We start from the raw sequence: 14,972 nt of genomic DNA on the forward strand, positions 1-14,972 counted from the left end.
TCCGGTCGGTCGGAACCATCCGTACACCACGTCATCACCCGTCGCATCGACACAACTTTACCCTGAGACGGCGCGGCAGGACGCCGGTCTGGCTCAGGCCATTGTGGCGGGTGGGGCTTGCCGGGGCGCTCATCGCTATTGCGCTATTGGGTCACTGGTTCGACCGTGACGGGCTGCGCGATACCATCGACGGCGCGATCAGCTTCCTCGATGTGCTCTACTTCACCATGATCACGGTCACGACCGTCGGCTATGGCGACATCGTGCCCGTGACGACCCCGGCGCGCATGTTCGACACGTTCGTCGTCACGCCGGTCAGGCTCCTCGTATGGATCATCTTTCTGGGGACGGCGTCTGACTTCCTGCTCAAACGTGTTTGGGACAAGTGACGCATGACCATCATCCAGCGTCACCTTCATATCATGTCGTCGTCGCCGGCTATGGCACGAGTGGCGCCGAAGCCATCGAAGAGCTGGTCAAGCGTGGTGCGGATCCCGAGGCAATCGTGGTCATCGACGATCGGACGGCAAGCCGGGGCCGATACCGTGATCAACCCGGCAAGTCTTGCCGGTGTCCTGTTAGCAGGATCCACCCATGGCGCGCATATCGCGTCGTAGCTGGCGGATCTCGCCGCGGCCGACGGGCAGGTCGTCCTGCACGAACGCGCGGTAACCTCGGCAGAGGTAATCATCCCGTTGTCGGCAATCCGAACTGGTCTCGGCCACCGTATCTACCGGGGCGATCGAAGCTTTGGGTTCTGGGAGGCAGAAACGCGGCGCGAACCAGGCGATCTCATCGTCGAGGCCGTGCGGCGGGGTCATGCCGAACCGATCCCTTGAGCGACGCCTTGCCGATACGGTCTGTGGCGGCGGACTCTGAATTTGATGAACGGCTTGCGCAATCAGTGCGTGGTTGATCAGGCCTCGTCGGTCGAGATTGGCTTGCTTGCCGCCATCTGGACCGGCTTGCCTATCACGGGGCGGCCGGCTGGCCATCGGCGCGCGATACAGCGCGCCTTCGCGATCCGGGCTATGGTCACCGCGTCGCCCTGATTGCCACCGAGGACATGATACGCCGTCGCGTCTTCGCCGACATAGAAACCGACATGCCCGCCGCCAGGACGCTCGAACACTAGCACGGCACCCGGCGCCAACCGCTCCGGCCGCAACGATGATCCCCATGTCGACCATGACGTCGCCCGCACCGCAATAGAGACCGGCTCGATACCATCTTCCTGAAGGCAGTAGGCAACGAACACGCCGCACCACGGGACGCTATCGGCGTTGTAGACCAAGCCCAGCACCTTCGTTCCAAGCCGCTTAGCCCAAACGAGGATCGTCGCGCTATTGGCGGATCCGGCAGCTTCTTTCGTGCCGAGCTTTGCGCGTGCCGCTCTCAACCACTTTGGATCCGTCACCATAATCCACCTGGCCCTGGGGCTGACATGCCGACACGTCTGCGGTTGTACTCACATGTGGGCACTACAGCATCTTCTCCACCGTCGACAGCATCGCCGCGACCACCGCAGCAATCGCCTTCGCATTGGGATGCACCCGATCCACCAGCACCATGTCAGGGTGTCCCAACACGCCCGGCGGAAAGAATGACCGAACGGTCGCGCCATGTTCGGCAGCCAACCCCGCGTGGATGCCGAGATACGCAGCAGCCCGATCACGGATGAACGTCGGGGGATCGACGGTCGTCAGTAAGACGGGAATGCCACAGCGAGCCAAACTCAGCAGGATCTCCTCGAGTTGCGCGCGAGTACGCGCCGCTGGAACCTGCCGCAGGACATCGTTCGGTCCCACCTGAACGATGGCGAGCTCAGGTCGCTGCGCGAGCGCGGACAGCAATCGGGGCAAGCGCCGCTGGACGTCCGCGGTCGTATCTCCCGATACGCCGGCGTTCACCACGCGAACTTCCGGAAAGTGTCTCTGCAGCGACGCCTGAAGCTGTGCTGGAAAGCTGTCGGCGGCTGGCAGGCCGTAACCGGCAATCAGGCTGTCGCCTATTGCGAGGATCAAAGGTCGGTCGGTTGTCATGCGCTGCCGCGAGATAGTTCACGTTCGACGCAATGTAAGACGTCCAGTCACGATCGCGCCGAACCTTGAACGCTTGTGCTCGCTCATCTGCGACCACAGACGGACAGAGGTTGTGGCACTCATAATTGCGGCCTTTCATTCATGTGCTAGGTTGCTTGCGGACCTTGGCTCGGTCGCCATTCGTTTGGCAGGTTCGAGCCCAGTCCGGCCAGGAGCTGACTGCTGAAGCCCCAATGAAAGCCATTCAGGCCCTAGTAGACGTTACCCGTTAGAGGACATCGCCGTGGTCCATAGAAACGTGAAGTCGTTCGTTGCGGCAGCAGCCTTTACGCCGTGTTTGCTGGCCGGGTCGTCACCGTCCGGTCAGCAGCCATGGCGTATCGTGCGGCATGATTACGTCGAGTTTTGCAGCGACACGACGTTCACATGGGACCTGCGCGAGGGGACGCTGAGGCAGGCAAAGGGAGCGTGTGGCCGTGACCAAGCCTCCGCTCCGACAATCCGTGTCGTCAAATTGTCTCTCGCGGACGTGAAGCAGCTGCGCGGGTTGTCGAATGCCGCTTTGCGCCGAGCCATTGCCACTCAGCCATGCAACACGACCGTCCCAGTGCGCATGTTGTCTGGCCCCTTCAGTTTCACGATAGAAAAGGACGGTCGTAAGGTTCACTCGCCGACATGCATGAACGACCTCGGGCATCGGTTGGAAGACGTGATGGCGGCAACTATCGGTCGATAGACGTTCGATTCCAGTGTCCGCTAGGCGGCGCTCGCTGCTGATGAGCCGCCGGGCCGCTGACCTCTCGTTTTTGCGGTCGACACGCAGAACATGATCCTTAAGATCATCGAGAACGGCTGAAACAGGGAAGACCAACGAATGCCAAAAGCCAAAATTCGTTCGCTCTGCGTGCTCGTCGGTTGCTCGATGTCCTTGGTCGCCTGCGGCGGTAAGGACGACGCGTCAAAGAACGCCGCCGCCCCTGCGGGCAACATTCAGCCGCCTGCGATAACCGCCAGCACGTTCCCCGGCAGCGGCAAATCCAAATTCACCCTCGCCGATGGGCCGGACGTCTGCTTCCGCGCGGCCGCCAAACAGCTCGGCGATACCGCGAAGGTGTCCGAGCTAACGTCCTTCTTCAGCCTAGCGAAAGACATCGATCCCACGGTGTCCACGACACCAGGATCGATGACATCGTGCATCGTGCAGTACCAGAACCCGCAGGATCCGAGAAAGCTTCAGCAAGTCTCCATGGACGTGACGACAGGCAGTTTCGGCCCACCCACGCCCGTCGAAATCACGGTGATGGGCGGCGATGCGACCAAATTCAGGCTGGAAGATCATCTGATCGCTTTGTCGCAAGTCAACGCGGCAGGGCTGAAGGCCGTCATGGATGGGCAAAAGGCCAGCATGGACCAAGTCTACGGCAAATATGGCTGGTCGGGCGTACGGCTCGAATCCCCCGACGGCTTCGACTCGAAGCACACGCTTCGCCTCGACCTCGACGGCCGTCTGGCCTCGAACGATATCAAAAAGGGAGGCTACGCGTCGATCTCGACCGATGGCAAGACGATCAGGCGCAATTTCCTCAAGCCCTGACAGCGAGGCTCGGGTTCGTCCATCGGCGCTACGATTTCCCCAGGCTATACTATCGAGCAGAGCCGGCGACACTGTGACCGAAGCTGCAGACGCCACGCTTTACCAAGTCTGGCGCGACGGTGATGGTATTGGATCCAGCGCCGGTTTGGCTGCTTCGGCAACAGGCCAGGCGGTAGGTTGGCGGCCTGCCGATCAACGCGCTGGGTTCGCGGTTTTGGTGATGTGCAGAACCCCTCGGGCTATCTCGGCACCTTCCTGAGACGCGAGCACCTGCACGATCACGCGGGGGCTGTTTGTCGCGATGCCGGCGGCCTGCACACCGGCCCAGCGAAGGTCAGCGCAGATCGCAGTGCGAACGATTGCATCGTTCTCACCGATACCGCCTGTAAAGACGATCATATCCGCGCCACCCAGCGCCGCCATCATCGCGGCAATCTGCTTGGCAACGGAGCGGCAGAAGATGGCTATCGCCAACGCGGCGTCGGTGTCGGTCGCCGCTACCGCGTGCAGCTTGCGCAGGTCGTCTGACAGACCGGAGATACCCAATAGCCCGGAGTGTCGGTCCACGATATCCTCGATGCCGGCGCTATCCACGCCCCGTTCGCGCATGAGGTAGAGCAAGAGTCCCGGATCGAGATCGCCAGCCCGCGACGCCATGACGACGCCGCCGGACGGCGTCAGGCCCATACTGGTATCGACGGACTTGCCAGCGCGGACCGCGGTCACGCTCGCCCCGCTTCCGAGGTGCGCGATAATCAGGCGTTCCGGCAGGTCCGGCCTCAACTGACTGACGATCGACTGGCAGGATAGGCCGTGAAAACCGTATCGCCGTACGCCGTCTTTGCGGAATGCTTTCGGGATCGGCAGAACCGCCGCCACTGGAGGAAGGTCGGCGTGAAACCCCGTATCGAAACAGGCGACCTGTGGCACGTTCGGGTAGCGCAGCTGAGTAGCCCGGATCAGCGACAGCGCAGCCGGACCATGCAGTGGCGCAAACGCCGTCGCCTGCTCCAGCTTGGCTAGAACGCCTGCGTCGATCACTACGGGGGCGAACAAGTCAGGCCCACCATGGACGATACGATGCCCGATCGCCGCGGGCTTTGTGCCGTCCAATGCCGCATCGATCCGGTCGAACATATCGGCCGGCTGATTGCCCTCTACCTCCCCCGACAGGCGCTCTTCGACCCCGTCCGGTCCTGCCGTGTAAAAGCCGAACTTGAGCGAGGACGAGCCTTCGTTGAGCGTCAGGATGCCGGTCATGCGTACGCTTTCCCCCCTGCTCACCGGTGCCACTGCCAGTCGCGGATCTCGGGAAGGTCGTCGCCCTCTTCATAGACGTGCAGCTTGTGCCGCTCGATCAGCGCCCAATAGCGCGCCGTTTCGTCAAGAACGCGGTCGCGTAGCCGGGGTATCCGCTGAATTGCGTCGAGCGCCAGGCGATAGCGGTCCAGATCGTTCAGCACGACCATGTCGAATGGCGTCGTCGTCGTCCCTTCGTCCTTGTACCCGCGGACATGAATGTTGGCGTGGTTGGTCCGCCGGTAGGTCAGCTTGTGGATCAGCGCAGGATAGCCGTGAAAGGCGAAGATGACCGGCTTGTCGGTCGTGAACAGCGCGTCGAACGCACGTTCGTCGAGGCCGTGCGGATGCTCCGATTGGGGCTGTAGCGCCATCAGATCGACGACGTTGACGACGCGGATGCGAATGTCGGGAATGTATTCGCGCAGCAGCATGACGGCTGCCATCGTCTCGAGTGTCGGGACGTCGCCCGCACAGGCCATGACGACGTCCAGCTCATCGCCATCCGCGTCGTCGCTTGCCCATTGCCAGATCCCTGCGCCGGCGGTGCAGTGGTGCACGGCATCATCGATGCTCAGCCAGTTCGCCTCGGGCTGCTTGCCCGCAACGATCACGTTGACGTAGTGGCGGCTGCGCAGGCAGTGATCGGCCACCGACAGCAGGCAGTTGGCGTCGGGCGGCAGGTAGATCCGTACGACGTCGGCCTTCTTGCTCGCCACATGATCCAGGAAGCCAGGATCCTGGTGCGAAAGCCCGTTATGGTCCTGTCGCCAGACGTGCGACGTCAGAAGGTAATTGAGCGACGCGATCGGCTTGCGCCACGGGATGGCGCGGGTGACCTTGAGCCACTTCGCATGCTGGTTGACCATCGAATCCACGATGTGCACGAACGCCTCGTAACACGAGAACAGCCCGTGCCGGCCGGTCAGCAGATAGCCCTCCAGCCAGCCTTGGCAGAGATGCTCGCTCAGAACCTCCATGACCCGACCATCGCGGCTCAGATCGGTGTCGTTCGCCTCCGTCTCGGCCATCCACGCCTTGCCAGTGACCTCATAGACGGCCTGCAGACGGTTCGATGCCGTCTCGTCGGGTCCGAACAGGCGGAAATTGGCAGCCTCGGCGTTGAGCGCGATGACATCGCGCAAATAGTCGCCCAGCGCCGCCGTTGCCGCCGCTTTCACCTGGCCCGGTCCCGGCTGCGAGATCGCGTAGTTTCGGAAGTCGGGGAGCGACAGCGGCCGCATGAGTTCCCCGCCATTGGCATGAGGGTTCGATCCCATGCGGCGGTGGCCAGTCGGCGCAAGCGTCGCATAGTCGTCGCGAAACTTGCCTGCCTCGTCGAACAGTTCGTCGGGGCGGTAGCTCTGCATCCACGTTTCGAGCTGACGGAGATGCTCGGGATCCTTGAAGTCCGCGATCGGTACCTGATGCGCACGCCATGTACCCTCCACGGGCTTGCCATCGACGAACTTCGGTCCGGTCCACCCCTTCGGCGTCTTGAGCACGATCATCGGCCAGCGCGGCCGTTCGCCGCCGGCGTCGCGCGATCGCGCCGCCGCCTGGATCGCCTCGATGCGGTCGAGCACCGTGTCGAGCGTGCCGGCGAGCAGTTGATGCACCGCGGCGGGATCGTCGCCTTCCACGAAGTGCGGCTCATAGCCATAGCCACACATCAGATCGGTCAGCTCGTCGCGGCCAATCCGTGCCAGCACGGTCGGGTTGGCGATCTTGAAGCCGTTCAGATGCAAGATGGGCAGCACGGCGCCGTCGCGTGCCGGGTTCAGGAATTTATTGCTGTGCCAGCTCGTCGCCAGCGCGCCCGTCTCGGCCTCGCCATCGCCGACGACACAGGCGACGATCAGATCGGGGTTGTCGAACACCGCGCCAAACGCATGGGCGAGCGAGTAGCCGAGTTCGCCGCCCTCGTGGATCGAGCCCGGCGTCTCCGGCGCGACATGGCTCGGGATGCCCCCCGGCCAAGAGAATTGCCGGAAGAGCCGTTCCATTCCGCCGCGGCTGCGTTCGATAGCAGGATAGCGTTCGGTATAGGAGCCTTCGAGATAGGTGTTGGCAACCAAGCCCGGTCCGCCATGCCCCGGCCCGATGATCGCGATCATGTCGAGTTCGCGCTCGACGATGACCCGGTTGAGATGGACGTAGAGCATGTTCAGTCCGGGTGTCGTCCCCCAATGTCCGAGCAGCCGCGGCTTGACGTGCGCAATCGCAAGCGGTTGATCGAGCAAGGGATTGCTACGCAAATAGATCTGACCGACCGACAGGTAATTGGCGGCCCTCCAATATCCATCCATCCGGCGGAGCATGTCATCGGACAGCGGACGTTCCTGGGTCGTCGTGGCGTTCATGGCGGCAGGAGGATCAGCCGGACGTAAGGCGCGGTTCGTCATAGCGATTGTCCTCGGCGCGTTGCATGCGCAGTGATAGCTATAGCAGCATCACCGATCACATATTGGGTTCGCGACGTGATCCCAACCTCTAAGATCTTCGCCCTAGCTGATTTGGCAGACACATTGCGCTGCAGACCCATTATTTTTGGCCGCATAAAACGCATTGAATGAGTCTATTTCGCACCGACATCGGGTGTCAGCACGATCAATATTCGATGCCAGCCGAACCAGATCAAACCGTTACCATTGACCCCAGCCGAGCTATACGCGTCTGCCGTGAGAAGGACTTCGAAGGTTGGTTGAGGAGCTTAACCGCATCGCATTCGCTCTACTGGGCTACCGGGCTATGATCAGAAAGCATGGCCCGCCAGTATATCCCTCATGGTTCCTGCAACCCCGTCGTGATCCGACGTGGATGCACCTGATTGCACCGTCGTTCGTTTGATCGCTTCAGCAGGATAGCCGAGGTACAGCATGCGAACAGTGGCGTTATTGGGCGACGAACACGTGCCCGCATTGGGCCAGGGCACATGGATGATGGGAGAACGATCCGAACGCCGTTCGGCCGAGATCGAAGCGCTGCGCGTGGGTGTCGATCTCGGCATGACATTGATCGATACTGCGGAGATGTACGGCGAAGGGGCCGCCGAAGAGCTGATCGGGGAAGCGCTGGGTTCCGTTCGGGACCAGCTGTTCCTGGTGAGCAAGGCCTATCCGCAGAACGCCTCGCAAGCGCGCCTCGCCGCAGCCTGCGAGGCGAGCCTGAGGCGGCTCGGGACCGACCGGATCGACCTCTATCTGCTGCACTGGCGCGGGTCGGTGCCGCTCGGCGAGACGGTCGAGGCGATGAAGGCGCTGCAATCGGCGGGCAAGATCCGCCACTGGGGCGTCAGCAACCTCGACACCGACGACATGGAGGAACTGCTCGCGGTCGGGGGTGACGGCTGCGCGGTCGACCAGATCCTCTACAACCTGACGCGTCGCGGCCCCGAGCACGACCTGCTACCGTGGCTGGAAGCCCGCGCTATGCCTGTGATGGCCTACAGCCCGGTGGAGCAGGGCCGCCTCCTTGCCAACAAAACGCTTCACAGCATCGCCGAGACGATCGGTGCCACGCCCGCGCAGGTGGCGCTCGCCTGGACGATGCGGCGGAGCGGCGTGATCGCCATACCCAAGGCGGGCACCGTCGCGCACGTCCGCGAGAACCGCGCAGCGGTCGACCTGGCGCTGTCGGACGACGACTTGGCCGCGCTGGATGCCGCCTTCCCTCCCCCGCGCGGGCGTCGCCCGCTCGAGATGCTCTGAGCAGCCGTCACCCTGTTCCTTTCCACCGCGGTGGGCGTAGCTGTCCGATGCATTCGACCGGGCCAACGGGCCGACCTGATCGCCCGGTCGTTTGTGCCTTCGCAGCCGCTCAGGCATGAAGCATCATGATCATGAACGAAGCCCAATGGATCCATGTGGCAACGAGCGCCGGCGAGATCGTCGGCACCGCCATCATCGTCGTGGGGGCATTCGGAACGCTGGCGGCCTTCCTGATCGGTCTGGCCCGGGGCAAAACCAGTCGGGCAACGCTGGTCGCCGACTTTCGCTCGGGGCTTGGCCGATCGATCCTTCTCGGCCTGGAGTTCCTGGTCGCGGCCGACATCATCAACACGGTGGCGGTCGAGCCGACGATCGAAAGCCTCCTCGTCCTTGCCGGCATCGTTCTCATCAGGACGTTCCTGAGCTTCTCGCTCGAGGTCGAGATTGACGGGCGCTGGCCGTGGCAGAAAGGAGGATCGGACGAGAAAACGTCACGAGCGGCGGATAAACAACGCTGACGCCTAGGTCAGCGTCACCCTTCGGCTACACCGATCATATGGCGCGGCATGACGGTCCGATGACGTCCGAGGCGATCGCCCGAATGCTCGGCACGAATGCCGTGGTCGTTCGACGCACGATGGCCGGCCTCCGCGACGCGGGATATGTGCGATCGGAAAAGGGGCATGGTGGTGGTTGGACGATCGCGGCCGACCTCGGCACGGTGTCGCTGCTCGACGTCCATCGTGCGGTCGGCGGCCCCCGCATCTTGGCTATCGGTAACGAAGACCCTGCTTCCAGCTGCGCCGTCGAGAAGGTCGTCAATGCTGTAGTCGAGGATGCGCTTCGCGAAGCAGAAGCCTTGCTGTTCGCTCGGTTGGGTGCGGTCAGCCTAGCTGAGTTGGCGCGTGGCTTCGATACCTACTGCCGTCCATAAGTATGAGGCTTGCCAGCCCTCGAAGCGCCACGACCCGACATTCGGTTCGGTTTCAAGTCCTCCGAAAGGCGGACTTTCGTCCATGCTTACACGACCTCGCTCGCTCGCCCACAGCGCCGACGATCAAGCCTCATCCGCATATACGACGTAGCGCAAGGGGCCGCCGGTGACGGCCCCGAACGGGTAGCAGGTTGACAGCGCTAGTCGGCTGAACGGCGTATCGGCGACGGCAAAACGGTCCCAGCGGACAATTTCGGCGCGCGTCACGCGATAGTGTTTTGCCCCCCCGTTCAGCGCCTCGACGTCGATCACGTCGCCGGCACGGACCTGTTCGAGGAAGCGGAAGTGCGTGTCGCGGTGCGCCGCCAGCACCGCGACGCCCGGCGCACCGAGCCGTGCCCCGCCCGCCAGCAACGTCGGACCGAACGCCATGGCCTGCCCCGACCCGCTGTCCAACACGATTCGGTCGACGCCCAGCCGCTTGATGCCGACCCGGGCGACCGGCGCCATGTCCGCCCATGGCCAGGGCTTTTGTGGCGCATGGGCGGCGATGCTGCGGTCGAACGCGCGCTCGAGCAGGATCTGCGCGACGACGGCCTTGGCCGGGACGATCGCGCCTGTGGCGAAGCGGAGGATGCCGGCGCAGGCGAAGGTAATGCACAGGGCAGTGACGAGACGATGTCGAAAGACGCGTCCGTTCCACACCATCCGGCTCACGCCGCCCGCTCCCGGCGACGCTGCCACCACAAACCGGCGATCCCGGCGAGCAGCAGCGCGAGGCCCTCCCACAGTGTGCCGACAAAACCGGTCGCGGTCTGCGGCAGGTCCAGTCCCCGTGCCTGCTCGGCGGCACGGGCGGCGAACGTGTCGGCGTTGCGCGCCGCGGCCGCACCGCTCTCGCCACCGAACAGGCCGGCGAAATCCCACCCTGCGGGCAGGTTGATCGGCAGGTCTTCGCGCACCAAGCTCTGGCCCGCGGGGCAAGTCGGCGTTTCGTCGATCGCCACCAGGCTGGTCTGACTCGTCACCAGCGAACTGGCGATGCCCAGCGCTGCGACCTGTTCGTCGGCCGCGTCGGGCGTGATCTTGCCCAATGTGCGATCCGCTTCGATGTCGTCGATCCGCCGCCGCGCCCACAGCTTGGCGATCGCCGGGCTTGGTCTGGCGGTGGTCAGATCCACGCTTTGGCGCCAGGGCGCGCCGCCAACCGTGCCGCTGACGGTCAGCGTGCCCGACAGTCTTGCGGTCTTGCCCACCAGCACCAGCGGTTGCCCGGCGTAGAGGTCGGGCAGCAGCTTCGGCGTCAGATCCAGCGTGCCGCCGTTCACGCTCACCCTGATATCCTGCATCGCGGGATGGCTCAGCATGTCGAGCAGACGCGCGGTCTTGGCGGCGACTTCCTGCGCCGATCCGATATTGGTGTAGGCGCCACGGCCGAGCGTCGCCATGCGGTTCATCAGATACGTATTGGGTGCCGATCCGATGCCGACGAAGAACACGCGCGATCGGCCGCGATCCTGGGCGAGCGTCGCCAGCATCTCCTGTTCGTTCGACACCGCGCCGTCGGTGAGGAAGATGACCTGGCGCAGCGCGGTGGACCCGCCACTCGCCCCGGCATCGGTCAGCGCCGCCTTCAGAGCAGGCACCATCTCGGTGCCGCCCGTCGCCTCCAGCCCGGCGGCGAAGCGGGTCGCGAGCGCGATCTGGTCGGGCGTGGCAGCAACGCTATGGGTAAATAATTGCGTCATCGTGTCGTCGAAGCGGATGATGTTGAAGTGATCCTGCGGACGCAGCGTCTTCAACGCATAGAGCAAGCCGGCCTTCGCCTCGCGCATCGATTCGCCGCCCATCGACCCGCTATTGTCGATCACGAACACCATCTCGCGCGGCGGCGTTGGCTGTTTGGCCAAATTGGCCGGCGGCGTGATCGTGGCCATGACATACGCGCCGTCGTCGCCCTGCTCGCGGAACAGGCCGATCGTCGGATCGGCCGAGGCGGAGCGCCAGTCGAGCTCGAAATCGCGGTCCGCCGGCACGCTGCCCTGCGCGAGCGTGATCGTCCGCTCCTCGCCCGCGCCACTGACCGACACGCGGTGATAGGGGCTGAGCACATTGGCGGGCTTGAAGCCGGGCGCGAGATGGACGGTGATAGACACCGGGTTGAGCGCGCCTGCCTTGGGGTCGAGCACCGGAGCGGCGGTCACCGCATTGGCATCCGCCACCGCCTTGGCCGATATGAGCGTATGCGGCGGCGTGTAGCGCGGGCCGACCACCAGCGGCAGGCGTAGCGAGAAGGCACCGTCCAGTTCGCGCACCGGCGCCTGGTATTCGATGCTGATCAGCACGGTTTCGCCCGGCCCGACATTGGCAACGCTGTTGGTGAACATATTGGGGCGCTGCTGCTCGACCAGCCCGGCCTTCTGCCCGCTCGCCTTCGCCTTCTCGTACAAGGCGCGCGCCGCCGCGCGGCGCGCGATCCGGCCGACGATCACGCGCTGGCCGACCACCATCTTCAGGCTATCGACCGCGCCCTCGTCGGGCAGCGGATAGAGGTACACTGCCTCCATCCAGTCGCTGGACGTATTGCGGAACGCCTGTGTCACGCGAACGCGGGCGATCGATCCGGTGATCGTCACATCCATGTCGGTGCCGAGCCTGACAGCGGGCATCGTCGCGCTGCTCTTCAAGCCGCGCAGCATCAGCGTACCGGCACCGGGGCCATCGTCGTCGCTTTGCGCTTCGGCGGTGGGCGTACCAGCCGAGGCGGCGGTCATCACGGGCGTGGCCGCGAGCAGAGCGATGGCGGGGATCAGAGCGGAACGGGTGGACAAGCGAGACATTGCGGGGCTCCATCTTCGGTGAGGAGCCTTGTCGTTATGCGCAGCCGATGCCGGACAGCCACGAGCAAGAACGACCATTTTCTGCCACGTGCCGCCGTCCGGTGCGCGCGTGTCCGCGCTGTACGGGCACGCCGTGTTGGTATGTGTTGGTAGGTGCGGATTTGTCCGGTAAACAGACACGATGCGCGACGACGACCTGATCGAGACGGAAAGCCGCATGGTGGGGCAGCGCGTGCGCGAGGAGATCGCGCGCCGCCGCCTGTCGCGTCAAGCGGTCGCCGACATGGCGAGGATCAGCCTGTCGACGCTGGAAAAGGCGTTGGCCGGCACGCGCCCCTTCACGCTCGCCACGACGCTCAGGATCGAAGCGGCGCTGGGCCTGGTGCTGCGGCCGTCCGCTGCGGCGACGATCACCCCCGCCCCCGACACTGCGCCGGAAAGCATGGGCGCCTATGCGCGGTCGGCGGTGGGCTGGGTCGAGGGACGCTATCTCACGCTGCGCCCGAGCTTCGGCACGCCGGACGCGGTCTATGCCTGCGTCACCACCGTCCGCTGGCTCGACGAGCAAGGCCATCTGGCCTTCGCCGAATCCGAACGGGTCGACGCGCGGTTCGAACAGAGCGGCCACGTCTCGATGCCCAATTTGTCGGGCTATATCTATCTCGTCACCAACACGCTTGGCCAATACCGCCTCATGATCCTGGCGCGGCCGGACGCCCAGGCGATCCTGTACGGTTTGCTGACCACGTTGCAGTCGGGCCAAGGCGCACAATTGATCCCCGCGACCTGCCCGGTCGCTTTGCGCAAGGTGACCGCGAACGAAACGCCGGCGACGGGGCTCATCGCGCCAGGTACCGCGGAATACGATACCTACCGCGACATGCTCAGCCGAGCGATCGGCGAAGACTTCGTGCGGTTCCACGCGCTCGGCGCAAAGCACAACGGCTCATAAGCGCCGCGGCGCGGCGCATGCCGGAGCGGCCCTTCGTTGGTCAGGGATGCGATCGTGAACCAGTTACGGACATTCGGACCGCTCTGCCCGCTCCCCTAGAAGACGACGTTCATTCATCTCGGCTGCACATTGCCGCTAAGCGCCCCACATGCCGCCGTTCACCGCCCGCACGTCGATCCCGAGAGCAGTGTTTCGTGCATCAGCGAGGCGCACAACAGACGCACGGCCGGTTCATACACCCCCCCTCTGACAGCCGATCGGTCCAGTGGCAGAGCGGGAGTCCGCCGATTGTATAAATCCATCCCAATAATTTATAATAGGATTTTTCAGGCGTATAAGTACCGATACCCCCTCCGATACCCCCTCCGATACCCCCAATGCACCGCTTCATGGCCGTACTCCGGCCGGAGCGCGCTGAGCTCGTGGGCGAAATGGGCGTCGAACTCGTCATGCCCGAAGACCTGATCGTGATGGCCGACCGCCGCGCGCTCATGCGCGTGCTGACCAACCTGGTGGATAACGCGCGCGCGCTCGGCACGAACGTCACCATCGTCGCTGCGGCCGGCCCACCTGCAACCATCGACGTCTGCGACGACGGACCCGGCATCGCTCCCGAGATCGCCGACAACCTGTTCCGCCCGTTCGTCTCGCGCCGCCCCGGCGGCACCGGCTTCGGCCTCGCCATCGTCCGCCGCATCATGGAGGCACATGGTGGAACCGTCACGCTCGCCCAGCGGCCCGGCTGGTCGACCTGCTTCCGTCTTACCTTCGGAGATCTGTGATGAGCGGCATCCTGCTGGCCGACGATGAACCTGCCTTCCAGCGCCTCACCGGCGCGTGGCTGCGCGGTCTGGGCCATGACGTCCGCGTGGTCGGCGATGGCGACGCGGCGCGTGCTGCCTTCGCCGAGGCACCCGCCGACCTCGTCCTGCTCGATCTCGCAATGCCGCCGCACCATGATCCAGAAGCTGGGCTAGCACTTATCGCCAACTTCGCGCCTGCGCCCGTCATCGTCATGACCGGCCATGCCGACCACGCGCTTGCGCTGAAGGCCATTGATGCCGGCGCATGGGATTTCCTCGCCAAACCCGTCGACCCCGACATCCTGCGCATCGTCGTTGCGCGCGCTATGGATCGGGCTGCCTTGGCGCGCGAACTCGCCGCGCTGAAGGCTCGCGACACGGGTGCCGAGGACATGGGCCTCATCGGCACTACGCCGCCGATGGCCGCGCTACGCGACCTCATCCGCCGGGTCGCGCCGACCCGCCTGCCCGTTCTGGTGCTTGGCCCCAGCGGCACTGGCAAGGAACTGGTCGCGCGCGCGCTCCACCACGCCTCCCCGCGCGCCGACCGGAAGCTCGTTCCGATCCATTGCGGTGCGATTCCGCCCGAATGGGACTGCGCTAGGTTCTCCGACTATTAATCTTTAGGCGTTGGGCAAGGTACGGCGGCTCTACCACCGTCCTTGGTAATGGGACCCAGAACCGGACGTTCCGAATTGGTTTTCGGCTTCCCCCTTTCTGCCATTCGTTCATGTCGACAGCACTGTACAGCACAGGCGTCTCGGGAGGGGGACTTACCACCACAGCCCGCCATTTCGT

At 64.3% G+C, this 14,972-nt stretch carries 13 protein-coding genes and 1 pseudogene; 8 read left to right on the top strand and 6 right to left on the bottom strand.

What is annotated here, in order from left to right:
• Positions 1-17: 17 nt before the first annotated feature.
• A pseudogene (locus tag HMP09_RS10535) lies at positions 18-839 on the top strand (potassium channel family protein).
• 77 nt (positions 840-916) lie between these two features.
• Here HMP09_RS10535 and HMP09_RS10540 read toward each other — a convergent pair.
• Both HMP09_RS10540 and HMP09_RS10545 read right to left on the bottom strand, forming a co-directional pair.
• Positions 917-1,417, bottom strand: coding sequence for a TIGR02594 family protein (locus HMP09_RS10540; RefSeq protein WP_176500331.1), 501 nt, complete (start codon positions 1,415-1,417; stop codon positions 917-919).
• A 64-nt stretch (positions 1,418-1,481) separates the two neighbouring features.
• A complete protein-coding gene (locus HMP09_RS10545) occupies positions 1,482-2,042 on the bottom strand; it encodes a GDSL-type esterase/lipase family protein (RefSeq protein WP_176500332.1) in 561 nt (186 codons plus the stop codon).
• 874 nt (positions 2,043-2,916) lie between these two features.
• Here HMP09_RS10545 and HMP09_RS10550 point away from each other — a divergent pair.
• Entirely contained in the window at positions 2,917-3,636 is a 720-nt protein-coding gene (locus HMP09_RS10550) for a hypothetical protein (RefSeq protein ID WP_176500333.1), read from the top strand.
• Between the two features lie 192 nt (positions 3,637-3,828).
• Here the strand turns inward: HMP09_RS10550 and HMP09_RS10555 are convergent, their stop codons facing one another.
• Both HMP09_RS10555 and HMP09_RS10560 read right to left on the bottom strand, forming a co-directional pair.
• Positions 3,829-4,896 (bottom strand): acetate/propionate family kinase, encoded by a 1,068-nt coding sequence (locus tag HMP09_RS10555; RefSeq protein WP_176500334.1) that lies wholly within the window; start codon positions 4,894-4,896, stop codon positions 3,829-3,831.
• 20 nt (positions 4,897-4,916) lie between these two features.
• Positions 4,917-7,298, bottom strand: a complete 2,382-nt coding sequence (locus tag HMP09_RS10560; protein ID WP_176501707.1) for a phosphoketolase family protein — start codon at positions 7,296-7,298, stop codon at positions 4,917-4,919.
• Between the two features lie 516 nt (positions 7,299-7,814).
• On the opposite strand from HMP09_RS10560, the gene HMP09_RS10565 reads away from it, so the two are divergent.
• The 3 genes from HMP09_RS10565 (at position 7,815) to HMP09_RS10575 (ending at position 9,579) form a co-directional block, all read left to right on the top strand.
• Positions 7,815-8,645 carry an aldo/keto reductase gene (locus HMP09_RS10565; protein WP_176500335.1) on the top strand — a complete coding sequence of 277 codons (831 nt, stop codon included), beginning with the start codon at positions 7,815-7,817 and terminating at the stop codon, positions 8,643-8,645.
• 125 nt (positions 8,646-8,770) lie between these two features.
• Entirely contained in the window at positions 8,771-9,163 is a 393-nt protein-coding gene (locus tag HMP09_RS10570; RefSeq protein WP_232090178.1) for a DUF1622 domain-containing protein, read from the top strand.
• A 38-nt stretch (positions 9,164-9,201) separates the two neighbouring features.
• A complete protein-coding gene (locus HMP09_RS10575; protein WP_176500336.1) occupies positions 9,202-9,579 on the top strand; it encodes an Rrf2 family transcriptional regulator in 378 nt (125 codons plus the stop codon).
• Positions 9,580-9,702: 123 nt separating this feature from the next.
• Here HMP09_RS10575 and HMP09_RS10580 read toward each other — a convergent pair whose 3' ends face one another.
• Positions 9,703-10,287, bottom strand: a complete 585-nt coding sequence (locus tag HMP09_RS10580) for a class GN sortase (RefSeq protein WP_176501709.1) — start codon at positions 10,285-10,287, stop codon at positions 9,703-9,705.
• A gap of 5 nt (positions 10,288-10,292) precedes the next feature.
• A complete protein-coding gene (locus HMP09_RS10585; RefSeq protein ID WP_176500337.1) occupies positions 10,293-12,419 on the bottom strand; it encodes a marine proteobacterial sortase target protein in 2,127 nt (708 codons plus the stop codon).
• Positions 12,420-12,600: 181 nt separating this feature from the next.
• On the opposite strand from HMP09_RS10585, the gene HMP09_RS10590 reads away from it, so the two are divergent.
• From HMP09_RS10590 to HMP09_RS10600, 3 genes are all read left to right on the top strand, one after another.
• Positions 12,601-13,371: a helix-turn-helix domain-containing protein gene (locus tag HMP09_RS10590; RefSeq protein ID WP_232090179.1), complete on the top strand. Its 771-nt coding sequence runs from the start codon at positions 12,601-12,603 to the stop codon at positions 13,369-13,371.
• Positions 13,372-13,748: 377 nt separating this feature from the next.
• Positions 13,749-14,153: an ATP-binding protein gene (locus tag HMP09_RS10595; protein WP_176500338.1), complete on the top strand. Its 405-nt coding sequence runs from the start codon at positions 13,749-13,751 to the stop codon at positions 14,151-14,153.
• On the top strand, positions 14,153-14,794 hold the full coding sequence (locus HMP09_RS10600; RefSeq protein WP_232090180.1) for a sigma-54-dependent transcriptional regulator: 642 nt from the start codon (positions 14,153-14,155) through the stop codon (positions 14,792-14,794). The genes HMP09_RS10595 and HMP09_RS10600 overlap by 1 nt, the downstream gene beginning before the upstream one ends.
• Positions 14,795-14,972: the final 178 nt, after the last annotated feature.

Origin of the sequence: Sphingomonas sp. HMP9 (genome assembly GCF_013374115.1) — a bacterium.
Lineage (GTDB): Bacteria > Pseudomonadota > Alphaproteobacteria > Sphingomonadales > Sphingomonadaceae > Sphingomonas.

Coding starts and splice junctions, on each gene's coding strand:
- HMP09_RS10595 (WP_176500338.1), top strand. CDS start 13,749: ATGCACCGCTTCATGGCCGTACTCCGGCCGGAGCGCGCTGAGCTCGTG.
- HMP09_RS10570 (WP_232090178.1), top strand. CDS start 8,771: ATGATCATGAACGAAGCCCAATGGATCCATGTGGCAACGAGCGCCGGC.
- HMP09_RS10545 (WP_176500332.1), bottom strand. CDS start 2,042: ATGACAACCGACCGACCTTTGATCCTCGCAATAGGCGACAGCCTGATT.
- HMP09_RS10585 (WP_176500337.1), bottom strand. CDS start 12,419: ATGTCTCGCTTGTCCACCCGTTCCGCTCTGATCCCCGCCATCGCTCTG.
- HMP09_RS10550 (WP_176500333.1), top strand. CDS start 2,917: ATGCCAAAAGCCAAAATTCGTTCGCTCTGCGTGCTCGTCGGTTGCTCG.
- HMP09_RS10565 (WP_176500335.1), top strand. CDS start 7,815: ATGCGAACAGTGGCGTTATTGGGCGACGAACACGTGCCCGCATTGGGC.
- HMP09_RS10560 (WP_176501707.1), bottom strand. CDS start 7,298: ATGAACGCCACGACGACCCAGGAACGTCCGCTGTCCGATGACATGCTC.
- HMP09_RS10575 (WP_176500336.1), top strand. CDS start 9,202: ATGGCGCGGCATGACGGTCCGATGACGTCCGAGGCGATCGCCCGAATG.
- HMP09_RS10555 (WP_176500334.1), bottom strand. CDS start 4,896: ATGACCGGCATCCTGACGCTCAACGAAGGCTCGTCCTCGCTCAAGTTC.
- HMP09_RS10590 (WP_232090179.1), top strand. CDS start 12,601: ATGCGCGACGACGACCTGATCGAGACGGAAAGCCGCATGGTGGGGCAG.
- HMP09_RS10600 (WP_232090180.1), top strand. CDS start 14,153: ATGAGCGGCATCCTGCTGGCCGACGATGAACCTGCCTTCCAGCGCCTC.
- HMP09_RS10580 (WP_176501709.1), bottom strand. CDS start 10,287: ATGGTGTGGAACGGACGCGTCTTTCGACATCGTCTCGTCACTGCCCTG.